Origin of the sequence: Anaeromyxobacter sp. Red801 (genome assembly GCF_049201065.2) — a bacterium.
Lineage (GTDB): Bacteria > Myxococcota > Myxococcia > Myxococcales > Anaeromyxobacteraceae > Anaeromyxobacter.
In genome coordinates this window covers 513,637-531,228 of sequence record NZ_CM181236.1, presented here as the reverse complement: position 1 = coordinate 531,228, position 17,592 = coordinate 513,637, and the positions used below count along the sequence as shown (strand labels likewise).

The window sequence follows — 17,592 nt, the reverse complement described above, 5'->3', positions numbered from 1 at the left end:
CCCGGCGCGCAACGCCGTCCGCGCGCGGCCCGCGGCCGGCGCCGCGCCGCGCTATCCTCCGGAGCGTGTCCGAGGGCTCTCCCGACCCCGCCGCGCTCGAGCTGCTCCGCTCCCGCAGCGGCCTCTCCATCGACGCCGAGGGCCGGTTCCTGCACCGCGGCGAGCCCATCACCCACGCCCGCACGCTCGAGGTGCTGTGGCGGTCGCTCGCGCGCACGGCCGACGGGCGCTACGAGGTCGCCATCGGCCGGGAGCGCGCCTACGTGCAGGTGGACGAGGCGCCGTACGCGGTGCGCGGCGCGACCGAGGACCCTCGCGGTGGCGCGCCGCTCCTGCACCTCTCCGACGGCACCGCGGAGCCGCTCGACCCGGCCACGCTGTCGCTCGGCGCGGACGGCGTGCTGCGCTGCGCGGTGAAGGGCGGCGCCCACCGCGCCCGCTTCACCCGCGCGGGCCACGTGTCGCTCGGCCTGCTGCTGCGCGAGGACCCTCCCGGGTCGGGCGACTACGCACTTTTCGTGAACGGCACGCGCTGGCCGGTGACGGTGTCGTAGTCGCACGGACGGTGCCCGGCGCGGTATCCTTCCGGTTGCTCGCCCGGCGGCGGGCCCGACCGTTACCTTCAAAAAATGAGAAGACTCGTCGCGCTCTGGGCGCTCGCCATCCCGCTCGCGGCCGCGCCCCAGGGGTTCCAGCTCCGGGCGCCGTCGCTGGCCGACGCGTTCCAGACCATGGACCGCATCGAGGCGCGGCAGGTCGAGGGGCGCGTCGAGGACGGGCTCGAGCAGACCTACATCCTCCCCGAGCGGCCCGGCCAGAACCAGGTGGCCTGGTACGGCTTCGACTGGCACTACCTCGACGTCCCGCCCCCGGGCGGCGGCAAGGGCGGCATCCGGCTCTACTACTACGAGACCGAGCTGGCCCAGGCGAAGCGCGCGCTGCCCGCCATCCGCAGCGCCTACGCGCGCCTGGTGGACGCGTTCCACTACAACCCGACCCGGCGCATCCCGTACATCCTCTACGCCACCCAGCGCGAGTTCCAGACGCAGAACGTGTTCGCGGTGACCGAGTCGGTGCTGGGCGTGACCTCGCCCGAGGACCTGAAGATGACGGTCCCGTACTTCGGCGATCACTCCCGGTTCACCGAGGTCTCCACGCACGAGATGGTGCACCAGTTCACCATCCAGAAGCTGATGGAGGCCGCCGGCGCCGAGGACATCGGCTCGCCCATCCAGTACCTGCCGCTCTGGTTCATCGAGGGCATCGCCGAGTACTACACGAAGGGTGGAATCGACGTCGAGACGGACCTGTACCTGCGCGACCTGGTGTGGAACCCGGATCCGCGGCGCGGGTACGAGATCCTCGCGTTCCAGGACGACCGCTACCGCGGCTACATCCCCACCTACAAGCTGGGCCAGGCGCGCGTCGCCTTCATCGCCGAGGAGTACGGGCGCGAGAAGATCCAGGGCTTCCTGGAGAGCGCGTACCTGCTCGCGGACGACGGCGGCCGCGGCGGCGGCGGCGGGGGCCGGGGCTTCGCCGCGCTGGTGCGGCGGGTGCTGAACGAGCCGGTGGAGCAGGTGGACGCGCGCTGGAGGGCGTGGCTCAAGAAGCGCTACTACCCGGCCTACCTCGCCTCGCGGCAGGACCTCTCGGCGGTGCGCGAGCTGCGCCAGCTCCCCGGCGAGCCCGAGGACTTCACCACCTCGCACGACGGCACGCTCGTGCTCTACCGCGCCATCGACCGGCGCCGCGGCCGGGCCAGCCTGTACCTGATGGACGTGCGCAGCCCGCGCAGCGCGGTGGAGGTGGCGACCGACAGCCAGCCCGGGCTCGAGTCGCTCCACCCCATCGACTACTCGGTCGGCGCGGTCGCGGACGGCGTCCTGGCCTTCTCGGCGCAGGACGGGATCGGCGACGCGCTGTACGTCCAGCGCTTCCGGCACAAGTTCACCGAGGGCCGCACCGCCCGCTTCCAGCTCGGGAAGCGCCGCAAGCTCGACCTCCGGCCGCCCAGCGGCACCCGCTTCATCACCGTCGCCGACCCGACCTTCTCCGCCGACGCGAGCCACCTCGCGTTCGTGGGCGTGGCCGAGGACGGGCAGCAGGACGTCTACGTGGTGCCGGTGACCGGGGGCGTCGCCCGCCGGCTCACCAACGACGGCTACACCGAGAAGGACCTGCACTGGGGCCCCGACGGCCTCTACTGCGCCTCCGACGCGACCGACCACGGCCGGCTCAACCTGTTCCGCATCGACCCGGCCACCGGCGCGCGCACCCGGCTCACCACCGCGCCCTCCACCGACCGGCACCCGTACCCGCAGGCGGACGGCTCGGTGCTGTTCTCGTCGGACGCGCGCGGCAAGCCCGACCTCTACCTGCTGAAGGGCGGCGCCATCCAGCGCCTCACCGACTTCACCACCGGGCTCACCAGCCCGGCGGTCGCGCCCAAGGCGCGCGGCGTCCTCGCCAGCACCTTCAACGGCGGCCTGTTCCGCATGGTGGAGGTGCCCCGGGTCGCGTGGCTGGAGGAGCCGCCCACGCCCGTGGCGCCGCCCGCCGGCGACGTGCTCGAGATCCCCTCGACCGACTTCCCGGAGTCCGTGCCCGCCTACCGCGCCACCTCCATCCGCAACTGGCGGCCGGAGGGTGGGTTCGTCTACGGCGGCGGCGCGGGCAGCAACGTCGCCGGCCGCGCCGCGGTGCTCTTCTCCGACCTGCTCCGCGACCACGTGCTGTTCGTGGACCTCTCGATCTACGGCTCGTTCGACTACACGCAGGCGATGGTGCTGTACGAGAACCGGGCGCGGCGCCTGAACTGGGCGCTCGGCGGGTTCCACTTCGTCCAGCAGCAGATCGACCGGCTCGACTACAACCTCGCCTACTACCAGCGCGACTTCGGCGTGGTGGGCGCGCTCCGCTACCCGCTCGACCGGTTCCGGCGCCTCGAGCTGGAGCTCACCGTCGGAGGCGTGCAGCGCTACTGCCTGACCGACTTCTCCGGCGCGGGCTTCCTCGTCTGCAAGGGCATCCAGCTCCAGGGCGGCGTCTACCGCGACACCGCCGACTGGGAGCGCCAGAACGGCGGCGTGAACTTCACCGTCAACCCGGCGGTGCGCTACGGCTTCGACACCATCCGCTACGACGCGTTCACCGGGCCGCTCTCCGGCACCTCGCTCCTGCTCGAGCTGGGCGGCGGCTACCTGCCCGGGCGGAGCGCCGTGCACGGGTCGGCGCGGCTCGACGCGCAGAAGTACTGGCAGCTGGTGGGCCGCTCCAACTTCTCCTTCCGGTTCGCGGGCGGCACCACCTTCGCGCCGAGCGGGAAGAGCGAGGTCTGGCAGCGGAGCTTCTGGCTCACCTCGGGCGACAACCTGCGCGGCTTCTCGCCGTTCGACCTCGCCTACCTCATCGGGCAGCACTACTACGTCGTGAACGCCGAGCTGCAGTTCCCGCTCGACCCGCTCATCCGCCTGCTCATCTTCGACTACCTGGAGGGCGTGGCCGCGCTCGACTTCGGCAGCGTGTTCAACCGGTTCGAGGACCGGGTGGACGCCGCCGGCACCATCCTCGAGCCGGGCGCCTGGGAGTCGCGCACCCTCACCGGCGTGCTGGGCGTGAACGTGCTGTTCGGCCCGCTGCTCCTGCGCGTGCACTTCGGCCACCCCTTCGACATCGGCGGCATCAAGACGCCGGCGATGCAGGAGGGGACGAAGTGGGTGACGAACGTGACGCTCCGGTACTTCTTCATGTGACCGCGCGACGGCGCGCGAGGGCGGCCGCGCCCGGGGGCCCCGGGCTCGCCGCTCCCCGCCGCCGCGGCTCCCCTACCCGGCCGCCTCGGCGGCGACGACCGAAAGCGGGGTCGGCGGGCCCTGGGTGCCCGGCGCCTTGATCCGCTCCACCAGCCGCTCGAACGCGGCCGGGTTCGCCCGGAGCCACTCCGCGGCGCGCTCGCGGCCCTGCCCGATCCGCTCGCCCTCGAGCGAGAAATGGGCGCCGGACTTCTCCACCGCCCCGCGCTCGACCCCGAGGTCCACCGCCTCGGCGAAGCGGTCCACGCCCACGCCGTAGCGGATGTCGAACTCGGCCTCGCGGAACGGTGGCGAGACCTTGTTCTTCACCACCTTCACCCGCGTGCGGCTCCCCACCACCGCGTCGCCCTCCTTCACCTGGCCGATGCGCCGGATGTCCATGCGCACCGAGGCGTAGAACTTGAGCGCGTTCCCGCCGGTGGTGGTCTCCGGGTTCCCGAACACCACGCCGATCTTCATCCGGATCTGGTTGATGAAGACGACGAGGGTCTGGTTGCGCGAGACGACGCCGGTGAGCTTCCGGAGCGCCTGGCTCATGAGGCGCGCCTGCACGCCCATGTGCGCGTCGCCCATCTCGCCCTCGATCTCCGCCTTCGGGACGAGCGCCGCCACCGAGTCCACCACGATGACGTCGCAGGCGCCGGAGCGGACCAGCTGCTCCGCGATCTCGAGCGCCTGCTCCCCGGTGTCCGGCTGCGAGACGAGCAGCTCGGCCAGGTTCACGCCCAGCTTCCGCGCGTAGCCCACGTCGAGCGCGTGCTCGGCGTCGATGAACGCGGCGACCCCGCCCGCCTTCTGCGCCTCCGCGATCGCGTGCAGGGCGAGCGTCGTCTTCCCCGACGACTCCGGCCCGAAGATCTCCACCACCCGCCCGCGCGGGAGCCCGCCCACGCCGAGCGCCAGGTCGAGCCCGATGGAGCCGCTCGGCACCACCGGCATCGCCGCCGGCGCCTCCGCCTCGGACAGCCGCATGATGCTCCCCTTCCCGAACGCCTTCTCGATGCTGGCCACGGCCACGCCCAGCGCCTTCGTCCTCTCCGTCAGCTTGCTCACGTCGCTGCCTCGCTTCTCCCGCCGGCGGCGGGGTTGGTGCCGCCCGCGGGCGGCGTGGTCACAGGAGCGGGCGGTCCAGGGCGCGGTACTGGATCGCCTCGGCCACGTGCGCCGCCTTCACGGCGCCGTCGCCCTCCAGGTCGGCGATGGTGCGCGCCACCCGCAGCACCTTGTCGTGGGCGCGGGCGGACAGGCCGAGCCGCGCCACCGCGTCGTCGAGCAGCCGGCGCCCGGCCGCGTCCGGCCCGCAGATCCGGCGCAGCGCCTCGCCGCGCAGCCGCGCGTTCACCGGCGCGGTGCGCGGGCCGGCCCGCGCCGCCTGGCGCTCCCTCGCCCGCGCCACGCGCGCGCGCACCTCGGCGCTCGGCACCCCCGGGGCGCCGCCGCAGGAGCGCGGGCGGCACCGCCGGCACGTCCACGTGCAGGTCCACCCGGTCGAGCAGCGGGCCGGAGATGCGCCGCCGGTACTGCACCAGCTCGTGCGCGGTGCAGTGGCAGGCGCGGGTGCGGTTGCCGTGGTGGCCGCACGGGCACGGGTTCATCGCCGCCACCAGCATCACCTGCGACGGGTAGGTCACCGAGCGTCCCGCGCGCGCGATGCACACCTCCCCGTCCTCCAGCGGCTGGCGCATCGCCTCGAGCACGTGCCGCCGGAACTCGGGCAGCTCGTCGAGGAACAGGACGCCGTGATGGGCGAGCGAGATCTCGCCGGGCCGCGGCACGGTGCTGCCGCCCACCAGGCCGGCGTCGGAGATGGAGTGGTGGGGCGCGCGGAACGGGCGCTCGGTGAGCAGCCCGCGGTGCCGAGTCAACCCGGCCACGCTGTGGACGACGGTGGCCTCCAGCGCCTCCTCGAACGCGAGCGGCGGGAGCACGCCGGGGAGCCGGCGCGCCAGCATGGTCTTGCCGCTGCCGGGCGGCCCGAAGAACAGCAGGTTGTGCGCGCCGGCGGCGGCGATCTCGAGCGCGCGCTTGGCCCCCTCCTGCCCGCTCACGTCGGCGAGGTCGAGCGGCGACGCGGGGGGCGGCGGCGGCGGGGGCAGGCTGCGCAGGAGCGGCTGCCCCCCGCGCGCCCAGGCCACCACCTCGCCCAGGTGGCGCGCGGGCAGGACCTGGACGCCCTCGACCACGCTCGCTTCGAGCACGTTCGCCTCCGGGACGAGGAGCGCGCGGGCGCCGGCCCGCCGCGCCTCGATCGCGAGCGGAAGGACCCCGCGCACCGGCTTCACCTCGCCGGACAGCGCCAGCTCGCCGACGAGGTGCACGCCCTCGAGCGCCTGCGCCGGGATCTCCTCCGCGCTGGCGAGCACGCCCATGGCCATGGGCAGGTCGAAGCCGGTGCCCTCCTTGCGCAGGTCGCCGGGTGCGAGGTTGACCGTCACCCGCTTCGACGGGAGCTTCACGCCCAGGTTCCGGATCGCGGCGAGCACCCGGACCTCGGCCTCGCGCACCGGCCCGGCCGCGAGCCCGACGATGTAGAAGCCGGGCATCCCGACCGTCGCGTCCACCTCGACGTCCACCGGGACGGCGTTCACGCCGAGCACCGCCCCGGATCGCACGCGCACGAGCATGCACGCGCGTTCAGCAGCCCGCGTGCCAGCGGCGCGCGCCGTGGATCCGCGGGCCCGGGCCCCGGGGCGCGGCGCGGCCGGTCCGGGGAACGTCCGGCGCGGCCGGCGCGCGGCCGCCGGCCGCCGCGCTCGCGCCGCGCTCGACGCTCAGCGCGCCAGCGCGACGGCGCGGGCGAGGACCGCGTCGATCATGGCCGGGGTGAGGCGGCCGGTCTGCGTGTTCTGCTGCGAGGGGTGGTAGCAGCCGAGCACCGCCGGCAGCCCGGGGAGGCGCAGCTCGGCGCCGTGCCCGAAGCGCGGCCGCGGGCGCGGGACCTCGCGGCCGGAGCGCCGCAGCGCAGCCAGGATCGCGTCCCACCCGACGGCCCCGAGCGCGACGAGCACCCGCGGGGCGAGCAGCGCGAGCTCGCGGTCGAGGAACGGCGCGCAGCGCTCCAGCTCGTCGGGCGTGGGCCAGTTGTCGGGCGGCGCGCACCGGCAGGCGGAGGTGATCCAGGCGCCCTCGAGCGCGAGCCCGTCGTCGCGCGCCCGCGAGGTGGGCTGGCTGGCGAGCCCGGCCCGGTGGAGCGCCGCGTACAGGAAGTCGCCGGAGCGGTCGCCGGTGAACATGCGCCCGGTGCGGTTCGAGCCGTGGGCGCCCGGCGCCAGCCCGACCAGCGCGATGCGCGCGCGGGCGTCGCCGAAGCCGGGGATGGGCCGGCCCCAGTAGACCTCGTCGCGGTAGGCGCGCCGCTTCTCGCGCGCCACCTGCTCGCGCCAGGCGACCAGGCGCGGGCAGGCGCGGCAGCGGACGACCTCGGCGGCGACGGCGGAGAGCGTGTCGGCCATGCGGGAGGGCGGAAAAGGTGCGGCCCGGTCCGGCGGGTTCGTCCGCCGTCCGGGCCGCGTCCATCGCGGGCTCGCGCCCGGCGCCGCTACTTCTTCAGGCGCCGCTTCGCGTCCTCCACCTGGCTCTTCGCCACGGTGTCGGTGACGCCCTGCACGGCGACGGCGGCCGCGAACGCCTCCTGGGCCTTGGCGTTGCTCTTCGCGAACGAGAACAGCGTCCCGGCGCGGTAGAGCGCGCGGGCGGCGAAGTTCGGGTCGCCCTTCGCGCAGGTGGGGTCCTTGCCGAACACCAGGTACCGCTCGGCCGCGTCGGCGGTCTTCTTGGCGGTGTCGAGCTCGGCCGCGACGTTCTGGAGCGCCACGCAGCGGTTCGGATCGCCCGGCCACTTCTCCACGAACTCGGAGTACATGCGGGCCGCGCCGGCGTGGTCGCCCTTCTTCGAGTGCTGGGCCGCGAGCAGCAGCGCGTTCTGCGGCGCCACCTTCGAGTCCGGGAAATCCTTCAGGATGCGCTGGCGGAGCGCGCTCGCCTTGGCCGCGTCGCCGGCCTTGTCCCAGGCGATGGCGGCGTTGTGGAGCGCGCCGGCCACGTCGCCGCTCGCCGGATCGGCGGCGAGCGCCTCGAACGCCTTGGCGGCCTCGGCCGGCTTGCCGGCCTCGAGCAGCTTCTGCGCCTCGGCGAAGCGGGCGCCGGCCTCGGTGCGGCCGAGGTCCTGGAGGACCTTGTCGTAGGACGCCTTGGCCTTGGGATCGAGGCCGGGCTTCTGCATCTGCGCGGTCACCAGGTCGCGCACGCGCTTCGTGGCGGCCTCGTGCCCGGCGGCGTCCTTCGCGAACGCGAAGGTCTGCAGGTACAGCGGCGCGGCCGCCTCGACCACGTCGGCGTCGTCGGGCCAGCGCTGCAGCACCACCTCGAAGCGGCGGCGCGCCTCCTCCATGTTGTCGAACGCGTACTGCACCTCGGCCGCGATCAGCGCGAGCTGCTGCGGGGCGACCAGGCGCCGCTCGGCGGCGGGCTTCTGCTGCTCCGGGTCGGCGTCGATGTTCGCGAGGTACACGTCGGTCGTGTCCACGAACCGCTTCCAGGCGCCCGGCGGCGTGCGCGGCTTCAGCGCCTCGCCCTTGCGCTGCTCGACGTAGGCCAGCTTGATGGGCTCGAGCTTGCCGGCCTTCACGTCCGCGTTGGCGGCCATGAGCCAGGCCTGCGCGGAGAGGTGGGCCGCCATCGCCTTGGTCTTCGGGCCGGCGTGCGGATCGGCGGCGGTCCGCTCGGCCGCCTGCGCCGCCTTGTCCCACTGCTGCGCCTGCATGAACAGCTCGGCGGCGCTGTAGCGGATGGGGATCTGGTACTCGTTCGCGCCGAAGCGGTCGTTGAAGTTGCCGAGGCCCTCGGCGGCGGTGGCCCACTCGGCGCGGGCCTGGTCCATGTTGCCGGCCTGGGCCGCGATGTCGCCGCGCCGCTTGTGGTCGAGCACGTCCGAGTAGAAGGCGCGCTCGGCGTCCTCCTGGATCGCGCTCGCGGTCGGCATCTTCTCGTCGGACTGCTTGAAGCGTTCCGCGGGCCCCTTGCCCGCGCCGCCGCCGGTGGCGCAGGCGGTCGCGAGGAGCAGGAGGGCCGCCATCCGGATCTTCGATGTCATGTTGAGCACCTCGTTCCAGTGTCTCGCTCGCCCCGTGGCATCCGCAGGCGGCGCACTTCGGACTCGCACTCAACCGGGCGGGCCGGTGGATCGACCGGTCGAACGGTTGGAATCCCGAGGAAATACGCCATCCCGGCGCGCACCGCCAGAACTAAAGTCGAGTCCGCTGGGGGCCGAGCGGCCCGCGCGGGCGCACGGGTGACGCGCGCGGCCGCCGCGCGGACCGTCACGCTCCGGCGACTGCGCGCGGGCGCGCGGGGTCCGGCTAGCCGCCCTTCTTCAGCTCGGTGAGCACCAGCTTCGCGACCGACTTCAGCGTGTCGAACACGCCCACGCCGGTCGGTGCGACCGCCTGGAACTCCGGCACGCCGCGCGGGTTGAGCAGGCGGCGGAGCTCGTCCACGGTGGCGGTGTTGGGGAGGTCGCGCTTGTTGTACTGCACCACGTACGGGATCTTGTTGAGGTCGTAGCCCTGCTCGGCCAGGTTCACGCGGAGGTTCTCGACCGACTCGAGGTTCGCCTCCATGCGCTCGATCTGCGAGTCGGCCACGAACACCACGCCGTCCACGCCCTTCAGGATCAGCTTGCGGGAGGCGTCGTAGAACACCTGGCCCGGCACCGTGTACAGGTGGAAGCGGGTCTTGAAGCCGCGGATCTCGCCCAGCGACAGCGGGAGGAAGTCGAAGAAGAGGGTCCGCTCGGTCTCGGTGGCGAGCGAGATCATCTTCCCCTTCGCGTCGGGGTTGGTCTTCGCGTAGACGTACTGGAGGTTGGTCGTCTTCCCGCACAGGCCGGGGCCGTAGTAGACGATCTTGCAGTTGATCTCGCGCGAGCTGTAGTTGATGAAGCTCATGATCACTCGCTGAACAGATTGTCGATGTCGTCGTCGGTGATCTCGGCGAACGGGCTCGCGGCGCCGGGCGCGGCCTGCTTCCTGGCCAGCGCGTCGAACACCCGGGCGAGCTCCTCGCCGGCCTTCTTCACCCGCAGGCGCACGAGGCCGAGCGAGCTCTTCGCGTCGAAGATGACGACCAGCACCACCCGGCCGCCCACGATGCTCATGTGGAGCGATTCCTTCTCGCCCTCGTGGAACTGGTTCGGGAACTCCTTCTCGCCGATGAGCTTGGCGAGGCCGCCCATGGCCGCGACGTTACCCGCGGTGAGGGACGCGAGCGAGGTGGTGTCCAGGTTCTGGGCCTGCCCGCTCGACGCGATGAGCTGGCCGTTCTTGTCGACGAGGAACACGACCTTGGCGTTCGCGTCGCGCGTGAGCCGGTCGCAGATCCCGGCGATGAGCCGGAACTCCTCCTCGTACATCACCAAGCCGGAATTCATGGGCCGTCGCTCTCCGCGAAGATCCGAGTGATGGGCGAATACCAGGGAACCGTGCCGCGTTCAATCGGGGCCGGAGCGTGTAGCGCGATATCGCACCGGGGAGGCGATGCGGCGCGGACCGGAACCGTCGGCCGCCGCGCTCAGAGCTCGCGGCGGCCGGCCAGCGCGCGGGCCAGCGTCACCTGATCAGCGTATTCGAGATCCCCGCCCATGGGAACACCTTGGGCGATGCGGGTGACCTTGAGCCCCATCGGCTTCAGGAGCTTCGTCAGGTAGAGCGCGGTGGCCTCGCCCTCGACGTCCGGGTTCGTCGCCACCACGATCTCGTCGGCCGGCTCGCGCTCCAGGCGCACCAGCAGCTCGCGGATCTTCAGGTCGGACGGGCCCACGCCGTCGAGCGGCGACAGCGCGCCGTGGAGCACGTGGTAGCGGCCGCGGAACTCGTGGGTGCGCTCCACCGCCAGCAGGTCCGGCACGCCCTCCACCACGCAGATCGTCCGGGCGTCGCGATCCGGATCGCGGCAGATCGCGCAGGGATCCTGGTCGGTGAGCGTCTGGCACGTGGAGCACAGCCGCACGTCGCGCACCACGCCGGTGACGGCCGCGGCGAGGTCGCCGGCGTAGCCGGGGCCCGCCTTGAGGATGTGGAACGCCAGGCGCTGCGCGGTCTTCTCCCCGATGCCGGGGAGCTTCGCCAGCTCCTTCACCAGGCGCGCGATGGGATCCGCGACGGCCATCGATCAGCCGGCGATGCCCGGGATCTTGATGCCGCCGGTGGCCTTGCTCATCGACTCGTCGGCCGCCGTGCGCGCCTTCTCCACCGCCGCGTTCACCGCGGCGGTCACGAGGTCCTCGAGCATCGCCTTGTCGTTCGGGTCGATGGCCTTCGGGTCCACGGTCAGCCGGGTGACCTCGCACTTCCCGTTCATGGCCACCTTGACGAGGCCGCCGCCGCTCTCGGCCTCGACCGCGATCTCGGCGAGCTTCTCCTTCGCGTCCGCCATGGCCTTCTCCAGCTTCTTGGCCTGGCGCATCAGGTACTGGATGTCCATCACAGCTCCTCGATCCGGTCGATGGCGCCGTCCAGCACGCGGACGGCCTCCTGGATGTTGGCGTGGGCGCGCGCGGTGTCGCGCACCCGGGCCGAGCGGGCCATCCGCTCGGCGGCGTCGCTCGCGGCGATCGACGGCGCGGCCGCGCCGGGGGGCGCCTCGGCCGCCGCGGCGGGCGCCGCCGGCAGCGCCGCGATCGTCAGCGCCAGCCGGGTGGGGCGCCCGAAGAAGCGGGCGAACACCGCCTCGATCTCGCCGCGCTTCCGCTCCGCGCTCTGCGCGTGGAAGCCGGGCGGGAGCTGCACCCGCACCTCGCCCTCGCCGAGGCCGAGCAGCGCCGCCTGCTTGAGCGACGCGGCCGCGGTCGGGCTCTCCTGCTCCACCTGCTCCACCGCCGCGCGCCAGCGATCGGCCGCGCTCGCGCCGGCGCCGGGGTCGGCCGCAGCGGGCGCGGGCGCGGACACGGCGGGCGGCGGCGACGCGGGCGCGGGCTCGGCCTGGGCGGGCGCCGAGCCGGCGGCGCACCCGGGCGTCCCGAACGCGGGGAGGTCGCGCCAGCCCGACGCGGCGGCGGCGCCGCGCGCGGGGGCGGCGGGCGGGGCCGGCGGCGGGGAGCCGGAGGCCGGCGCGGCGGGCGCGGGCGGCGCGGCCGGGCCGGCGGCGCGGGGAGGCGGGAGCGGCGCGCCTCGGGCGAGCGCCTCGACGCGCGCGACCAGCTCGGAGACCTGCGCGCCGGGGGCCAGGAACACGCCCTCCAGCAGCGCCACCTCCAGCGCGTAGCGCGGCTGCTCGGCGAGCTTCACGTCCACCACCGCGCGCTGCGCCAGGTCGAACAGGCGCGTGAGCTGCGCCGCGTCGGCGGCCGCGGCCTGCGCGCGCACCTCGGCGAGCTCCGCGTCCGGCAGGTCGATGGGCGCCTGCGGCACGAGCTTCGCCACCACCACGTTGCGCAGGTGCCGGACCAGCTCCTCGGCGAGCCGCTTCACCTCGAGCCCGCGGTCGTGGAGCGCCTCGATCTCGCGCAGCAGCGCGGCGCCGTCGCGGCCGACGAGCGCCGCCGCGATGCGCGACACCGCCGCCGCGTCCACCGCGCCGAGCGCCTCCGCCACCGCGTCGTCGCCGGGCGCGTCGCCGCAGGCGGCCCGCACCTGGTCGAGCAGCGACAGCGCGTCGCGCATGCCGCCCTCGGCCTGGCGCGCCACCAGCGCCAGCGCGGCCGGGGACAGCCGCATCCCCTCCTCCGCCGCGACCTTGGCGAGCTGGTCGGCGATCTGCTGCAGCGTGAGCCGCCGGAAGTCGAAGCGCTGGCAGCGCGAGAGGATGGTCTCTGGGACCTTGTGGACGTCGGTGGTGGCCAGCACGAACTTCACGTGCGGCGGCGGCTCCTCCAGCGTCTTCAGGAGCGCGTTGAACGCGCCCTGCGACAGCATGTGGACCTCGTCCACCACGAACACCTTGAAGCGGTCGCGGGCGGGCCGGTACTTCACCGCCTCGACGATGTCGCGGACGTTGTCCACGCCGTTGTTGGAGGCGGCGTCGATCTCCACCACGTCCACCGCGCGGCCCTCGGCGATCTCGACGCAGGGGGTGCAGACGCCGCACGGCTCGGCGGTCGGGCCCTTCTCGCAGTTGAGCGCCTTCGCCACCAGGCGGGCGGTGGTGGTCTTGCCGACGCCGCGCGGGCCGGTGAACAGGAACGCGTGGGCGAGCTGGCCGGTCTTGAGCGCGTTCGACAGCGTCCGGACCACGTGCTCCTGGCCGGACATCTCGCCGAAGCGCTGCGGCCGGTACTTGCGGGCGAGGACGAGGTAAGCCATTGGGATCGGTCACCGCGGGGACGCGGCGCGCCTCACGTTCCAGCAAAAAGAGCCGGCCCACAATCCCCGGGCGCACGGAAGACCACCTACCGTTGCTCCCTTCCGGGCCTGGCGGGGTTCGATGGCCCCCACGTCGCCCGAGGATTCTGGGCCGGCTCGCCCGGCGCATCGCCGGCTCGCGGGTCCCACCTTGCTTAACGGCGTGGGGCCTGCATCGCTGGCGGAGAGGGTGGGATTTGAACCCACGGTACCGTTCCCGGTACACACGATTTCCAGTCGTGCACCTTCAGCCGCTCGGTCACCTCTCCTTATACCTGGGGGAGTGCTCGGCTCCCCTGTGCTTCGCCAGGGGAGCCTGCGCTCCCCCAGACCCCCTGCTCGCTCCGGCCCACGCTCCCGCGTGGGCCTGCGCTCGCTGAAGGTCCTTCCCTCCAAATCCTCCGGAGCGCCCAACTGCTCCGTGCTTCGCCAGGGGAGCCTGCGCTCCCCCAGACCCCCTGCTCGCTCCGGCCCACGCTCATCCGCGTGGGCCTGCGCTCGCTGAGGTTACTGCTCCAAACGCCATCCGCGGGCGTGGCCGCGTTTCAGCTTCATCCGGAGCGCTCGGTCCCCTTCGCTTCGCTCGGGGACCTGCGCTCCCTTGCTTCCCGACCTCTCGTCCGGCCTCTGCTGTCCTCGCGTTCGGCGAGCGAGCCCGCAGTCGTGGTCCAAATTGGCGGAGAGCGAGGGATTCGAACCCCCGGTACCGTTGCCGGTACACCTGATTTCGAGTCAGGCGCCTTCGACCAGCTCGGCCAGCTCTCCGCGGGCGGGTTTAACCGATCTCCCGGGGCGTGCCAAGGGGGAAGGCTCGCCTACCCCTCGCCGCCGTTGCCGTTTCCGGTCCCGGCGCCCCGGCGGGCCCGGAAGAAGGCCCGGAGGAGCTCGCCGGACTCCTCGGCCAGCAGGCCCCGCTCCACCGGGAACCGGTGGTTCAGGCGGGGATCCGTCGACAGGTCCTGGAGCGAGCCGACGCAGCCGGCCTTGGGGTCGCTCGCCCCGTAGACCAGCCGGTCGATGCGGGCGAGCACCATGGCGCCGGCGCACATGGCGCAGGGCTCGAGCGTCACCACCACCGTCACGCCGGTGAGGCGCCAGCGCCCGAGGGTGCGCGCCGCCTCCTGGATGGCGAGGAGCTCGGCGTGGGCGGTCGGATCGCGGGCCGCCTCGCGGGCGTTCGCGCCGCGGCCGACCACGCGGCCCTCGAACAGCGCCACCGCGCCGACCGGCACCTCGCCGCGGGCCGCCGCCTCGCGCGCCAGGCCCAGTGCCTCCTGCATCGCCTCGCGCTCGTCCACGGGCCCTTCATACCCCGACCGCGGGCGCCCGCGCACGCGCGCCGCCGCGCGGCGCGGGTCGCTGCGCACCCTCGGTGAATCCTCCGGGGTCCCCGGCGCGACCCGCACGCCGCGTCGGGAAGCGCGCGCCCGCCCTCCACTCCTGGTCACGTCCGCGCGCGCCGGCGTTCCGCCCTGCGGAGCCCATTCACCACAGGTCGCAGTCACCGCCGGCGAAGGCCGGCCGTCCCCACCCCTCGCCGACCGGAGCCCTCCATGAAGCCCACCCGCCGATCCTTGCTCGCCCTGCTCCTCGCGGCGGCCGCCTGCTCCGGCGGCGGCGGCGACGACGCCCCGACGGTCCTGCCGGTGGTCGTCACCGCCACGCCGGCGCTGGTGAAGGCGGACGGCGCCGCGACCGTCACCGTCCACGTGCGCGCCGGCAAGGGGCCGGTCGCGGTGGTGGCGAGCCGCGGCACGTTCCTCGGCACCGGCACCAGCACCGCCACGCTCCCCGCGGCCGAGGGCGACCTCACGCTCGTCACCTGCGACCAGCGCCTGAACCCCGGGTGCTGGGGCCCGGTGTCGGTGACCGCCTCCGACGCCTCGCTGGCGTACGGCCTGGCGCAGGTCACGTTCGTGGGCGCCGAGATCTGCGACAACGGCGTGCCGGACGCGGGCAACCCGGCGGCGGACTGCGCCGCGGCCGAGTGCGCCGGCGCGACCTGCCGCACCGGCGCCGGGGCGGTCGGGACCTGCGCCGCCGGCGCGTGCACGTGCACGCCCGACGCCGGGCAGTCGGGCGGCGAGACCGCCTGCGACGACGCCCGCGATAACGACTGCGACGGCGGGGTGGACTGCGCCGACGCCGGCTGCGCCGGGCGCCGCTGCCTGGCCGCGGGCGGGGCGGTGGGCGCCTGCGCCGAGGGCGCCTGCGTCTGCACGCCGGCGTCCGCCGGCGAGACCGCGTGCGGCGACGGGCGGGACGACGACTGCGACGGCCGGGTGGACTGCGAGGACGCCGACTGCGGCGGCGCGACCTGCGCGACCGCCGACGGGCGGGCCGGCGCGTGCGCCGCCGGCACCTGCGCGCCGGTCGCCTGCGACGCCACCGAGCCGGCCGAGGTGTCCTGCGCGAACCGGCTCGACGACGACTGCGACGGCCTGGTGGACTGCGCCGAGGCCGCCTGCGACGGGCAGCCGTGCGACGCCGCGGCCGGCGCGCGCTGGGCCTGCCGCAACCGCCGCTGCACCGACCTCGCCTCCGGCGTGGCGCTGGCGCTCGCCCCGGCGCGCGGCCGCATCCCGGCCGACGGCCGCGCCACCACCGCCGTCACCGTGACGCTCGCGCGCGAGGGCGTGCCCGCGGCCGGCGAGCAGGTGGTGCTGACCACCACGCTGGGCGCGTTCCAGTCCGAGGCCGGCCCGGCCGCGAGCGTCACCGTCACCACCGACGGCGCCGGCGTGGCGGCGGCCACCTTCGTCTCCGCCGCGCAGGTCGGCACCGCGCGCCTCACCGCCCGCCTCGCCGCCGTGCCGGTCGAGACCACCGCCTCGGTGCGGATGCCGGCGCTGGCGCAGATCTCCGCGCAGCCCGCGCCGGCGTTCCCGGTGATGGGCGTGCGCGACTCCGGCTGGAACGAGTCGAACGCGGTGACGTTCACGCTGGTCGGCGACGACGGCCTCGCCTACCCGGACGGCCTGGAGGTCTACCTCGAGCACCCGCGGCTGGGCGGCTCCGACCTGCACGGCGCGATCCCGTGCGCCGTGCCGGGCCCGGCGTGCAGCGCGGTGCGCACCGCGACCACCTCCGGCGGCGCCGCCCCGGACTCGCTCGGCCAGGCGCGCGCCACGCTGCAGTCCGGCACCGTGGCCGGCACGCTCACCATGACCGCCACCGCGACCGCCGGCGGCCAGACCCGCTCTGCCGCGCTCCAGCCCGGCGTGCCCGTCGTCGGCGCCCGGCCCAGCGCCGGCGCGTTCACGCTGGTGTGCAGCCCGGAGAACGTGGAGGCGCTCGCCGAGACCGACTGCGGCGCGTCGCTGGTGGACGCGGCCTTCACCTGCGTGGCGGTGCTGCAGGACCGCTACCAGAACGTGCTCGGGCGCGCGACCGCGGTGACGTTCCACTCCGAGGCGAGCCGCGCCGCCATCGCGCGCACCACGCCCGACCTCCAGCCCGGCATGGACCCGTCGGCGCAGCGCGACCTCGGCCTCGCGTCCGGCCTGTTCGCGACGCTGGGCGGCTACCTGCCGGAGGACGTGGCGCCGCGCGCCGGCGAGCCGTCGGTGACGTACGCCGACGCGTGCGGCACCCGCACGCACAACCCGCGCGACGGCGTGGTCTCGGTGATCGCGGTGGCCGACGGCGAGGAGGCGTTCACCGACCTCGACGGCGACGGCCGCTACGACGCCGGCGAGCCGTTCGTGGACCTGCCGGAGCCGTTCGTGGACGCCGACGACGACGGGCAGCACGATCCGGGCGAGGCGTTCGTGGACGTGGACGGCTCGGGCGACTGGACCGCGGCGAACGGCCGGTGGGACGCGCTCGCGAAGGTCTGGACGCAGACGGTGGTGCTGTTCACCGGCGTCCCGCTGCCGGCCGCGCCCGCGCCGGGCGGCGCGGGCCTGCTCGGGACCCGCTGGGCCGCGCTCCCCGCCGCCGGCGAGGGCGCGTGCACCCCGACCGCCCCGGCCGCCCCGTTCGCGCTCGTCGCCGGCGAGGTGCCCACCCGGGCGACCTACGCGGTGTACGCGGCGGACGTGAACCTGAACCTGCTCCCGGCGGCCACCTCCTACGCCGTCGCGGTGCGCGACCCGTCGAAGATCGCCGCCGCCTACCGCGGGCTCGACGCCTACCCGGACGGCCGCGGCCTCGAGTTCACCTACCAGCCCTGCAACGCGGCGGGCGCGTGCGGCACGCGCTGCCCTGTGGACAGCGTGGGGCCGTGCCGGATGGTGGCGCGGCTCGGCGGGTTCACCTGCGGCGTGGGGGCGTCGGTGACGCTCACCGCCGGCAAGGAGGCGGACCCCTACGCGCCGAGCGAGGTGGACTGGATCGTGGACGCGCCCATCCCGCTGCCGCTGGAGGTCCCCATCACCGGGACCAGCGCGGCCCCGGCGCCCTGATCCCGCCGTCCGCTCCGGGCCCGTCCGCGGGCCCGG

Annotated in this window: 13 protein-coding genes, 2 tRNA genes, 1 other RNA gene and 1 pseudogene; 3 read left to right on the top strand and 14 right to left on the bottom strand. The window is 74.6% G+C overall.

The annotated features are described in order from the left end of the window. Positions 1-65: 65 nt before the first annotated feature. Entirely contained in the window at positions 66-554 is a 489-nt protein-coding gene (locus ACOQFB_RS02335) for a hypothetical protein (protein ID WP_421610463.1), read from the top strand. Positions 555-629: 75 nt separating this feature from the next. Then, positions 630-3,755, top strand: coding sequence for a BamA/TamA family outer membrane protein (locus tag ACOQFB_RS02330; protein ID WP_421610464.1), 3,126 nt, complete (start codon positions 630-632; stop codon positions 3,753-3,755). A gap of 72 nt (positions 3,756-3,827) precedes the next feature. Here ACOQFB_RS02330 and recA read toward each other — a convergent pair whose 3' ends face one another. From recA to tadA, 14 genes and pseudogenes are all read right to left on the bottom strand, one after another. Next, the gene (gene recA / locus ACOQFB_RS02325; RefSeq protein ID WP_059437421.1) at positions 3,828-4,868 is read right to left on the bottom strand and encodes a recombinase RecA; all 1,041 of its coding nucleotides are present in this window, start codon (positions 4,866-4,868) and stop codon (positions 3,828-3,830) included. A 58-nt stretch (positions 4,869-4,926) separates the two neighbouring features. After that, on the bottom strand, positions 4,927-5,211 hold the full coding sequence (locus ACOQFB_RS02320; protein WP_494492570.1) for a magnesium chelatase subunit ChlI family protein: 285 nt from the start codon (positions 5,209-5,211) through the stop codon (positions 4,927-4,929). Positions 5,212-5,302: 91 nt separating this feature from the next. After that, a pseudogene (locus ACOQFB_RS02315) lies at positions 5,303-6,439 on the bottom strand (YifB family Mg chelatase-like AAA ATPase); the annotation flags it as partial. 147 nt (positions 6,440-6,586) lie between these two features. Beyond that, positions 6,587-7,267 carry a uracil-DNA glycosylase gene (locus tag ACOQFB_RS02310; RefSeq protein ID WP_421610466.1) on the bottom strand — a complete coding sequence of 227 codons (681 nt, stop codon included), beginning with the start codon at positions 7,265-7,267 and terminating at the stop codon, positions 6,587-6,589. A gap of 86 nt (positions 7,268-7,353) precedes the next feature. After that, entirely contained in the window at positions 7,354-8,907 is a 1,554-nt protein-coding gene (locus ACOQFB_RS02305; protein ID WP_421610467.1) for a tetratricopeptide repeat protein, read from the bottom strand. A gap of 265 nt (positions 8,908-9,172) precedes the next feature. After that, positions 9,173-9,760, bottom strand: a complete 588-nt coding sequence (locus tag ACOQFB_RS02300; RefSeq protein WP_011422681.1) for a GTP-binding protein — start codon at positions 9,758-9,760, stop codon at positions 9,173-9,175. A gap of 2 nt (positions 9,761-9,762) precedes the next feature. Next, on the bottom strand, positions 9,763-10,242 hold the full coding sequence (locus tag ACOQFB_RS02295; protein ID WP_011422682.1) for a roadblock/LC7 domain-containing protein: 480 nt from the start codon (positions 10,240-10,242) through the stop codon (positions 9,763-9,765). Between the two features lie 140 nt (positions 10,243-10,382). Then, positions 10,383-10,979 (bottom strand): recombination mediator RecR, encoded by a 597-nt coding sequence (gene recR, locus ACOQFB_RS02290; protein ID WP_059437418.1) that lies wholly within the window; start codon positions 10,977-10,979, stop codon positions 10,383-10,385. Positions 10,980-10,982: 3 nt separating this feature from the next. Next, positions 10,983-11,294, bottom strand: a complete 312-nt coding sequence (locus tag ACOQFB_RS02285; protein ID WP_059437417.1) for a YbaB/EbfC family nucleoid-associated protein — start codon at positions 11,292-11,294, stop codon at positions 10,983-10,985. Continuing rightward, positions 11,294-13,111, bottom strand: coding sequence for a DNA polymerase III subunit gamma/tau (dnaX, locus tag ACOQFB_RS02280; protein WP_494492438.1), 1,818 nt, complete (start codon positions 13,109-13,111; stop codon positions 11,294-11,296). Before dnaX ends, ACOQFB_RS02285 begins: the two co-directional genes overlap by 1 nt. A gap of 55 nt (positions 13,112-13,166) precedes the next feature. Continuing rightward, positions 13,167-13,260, bottom strand: an RNA gene (gene ffs, locus ACOQFB_RS02275) — signal recognition particle sRNA small type. Positions 13,261-13,329: 69 nt separating this feature from the next. Beyond that, positions 13,330-13,419 (bottom strand) — tRNA-Ser (locus ACOQFB_RS02270). A 405-nt stretch (positions 13,420-13,824) separates the two neighbouring features. Further along, positions 13,825-13,915, bottom strand: a tRNA-Ser gene (locus ACOQFB_RS02265). 50 nt (positions 13,916-13,965) lie between these two features. Further along, positions 13,966-14,430, bottom strand: coding sequence for a tRNA adenosine(34) deaminase TadA (gene tadA, locus ACOQFB_RS02260; protein ID WP_059439146.1), 465 nt, complete (start codon positions 14,428-14,430; stop codon positions 13,966-13,968). Between the two features lie 273 nt (positions 14,431-14,703). Here tadA and ACOQFB_RS02255 point away from each other — a divergent pair, with 273 nt between their 5' ends. Beyond that, positions 14,704-17,556: an invasin domain 3-containing protein gene (locus tag ACOQFB_RS02255; protein WP_421610759.1), complete on the top strand. Its 2,853-nt coding sequence runs from the start codon at positions 14,704-14,706 to the stop codon at positions 17,554-17,556. Positions 17,557-17,592 lie beyond the last annotated feature (36 nt).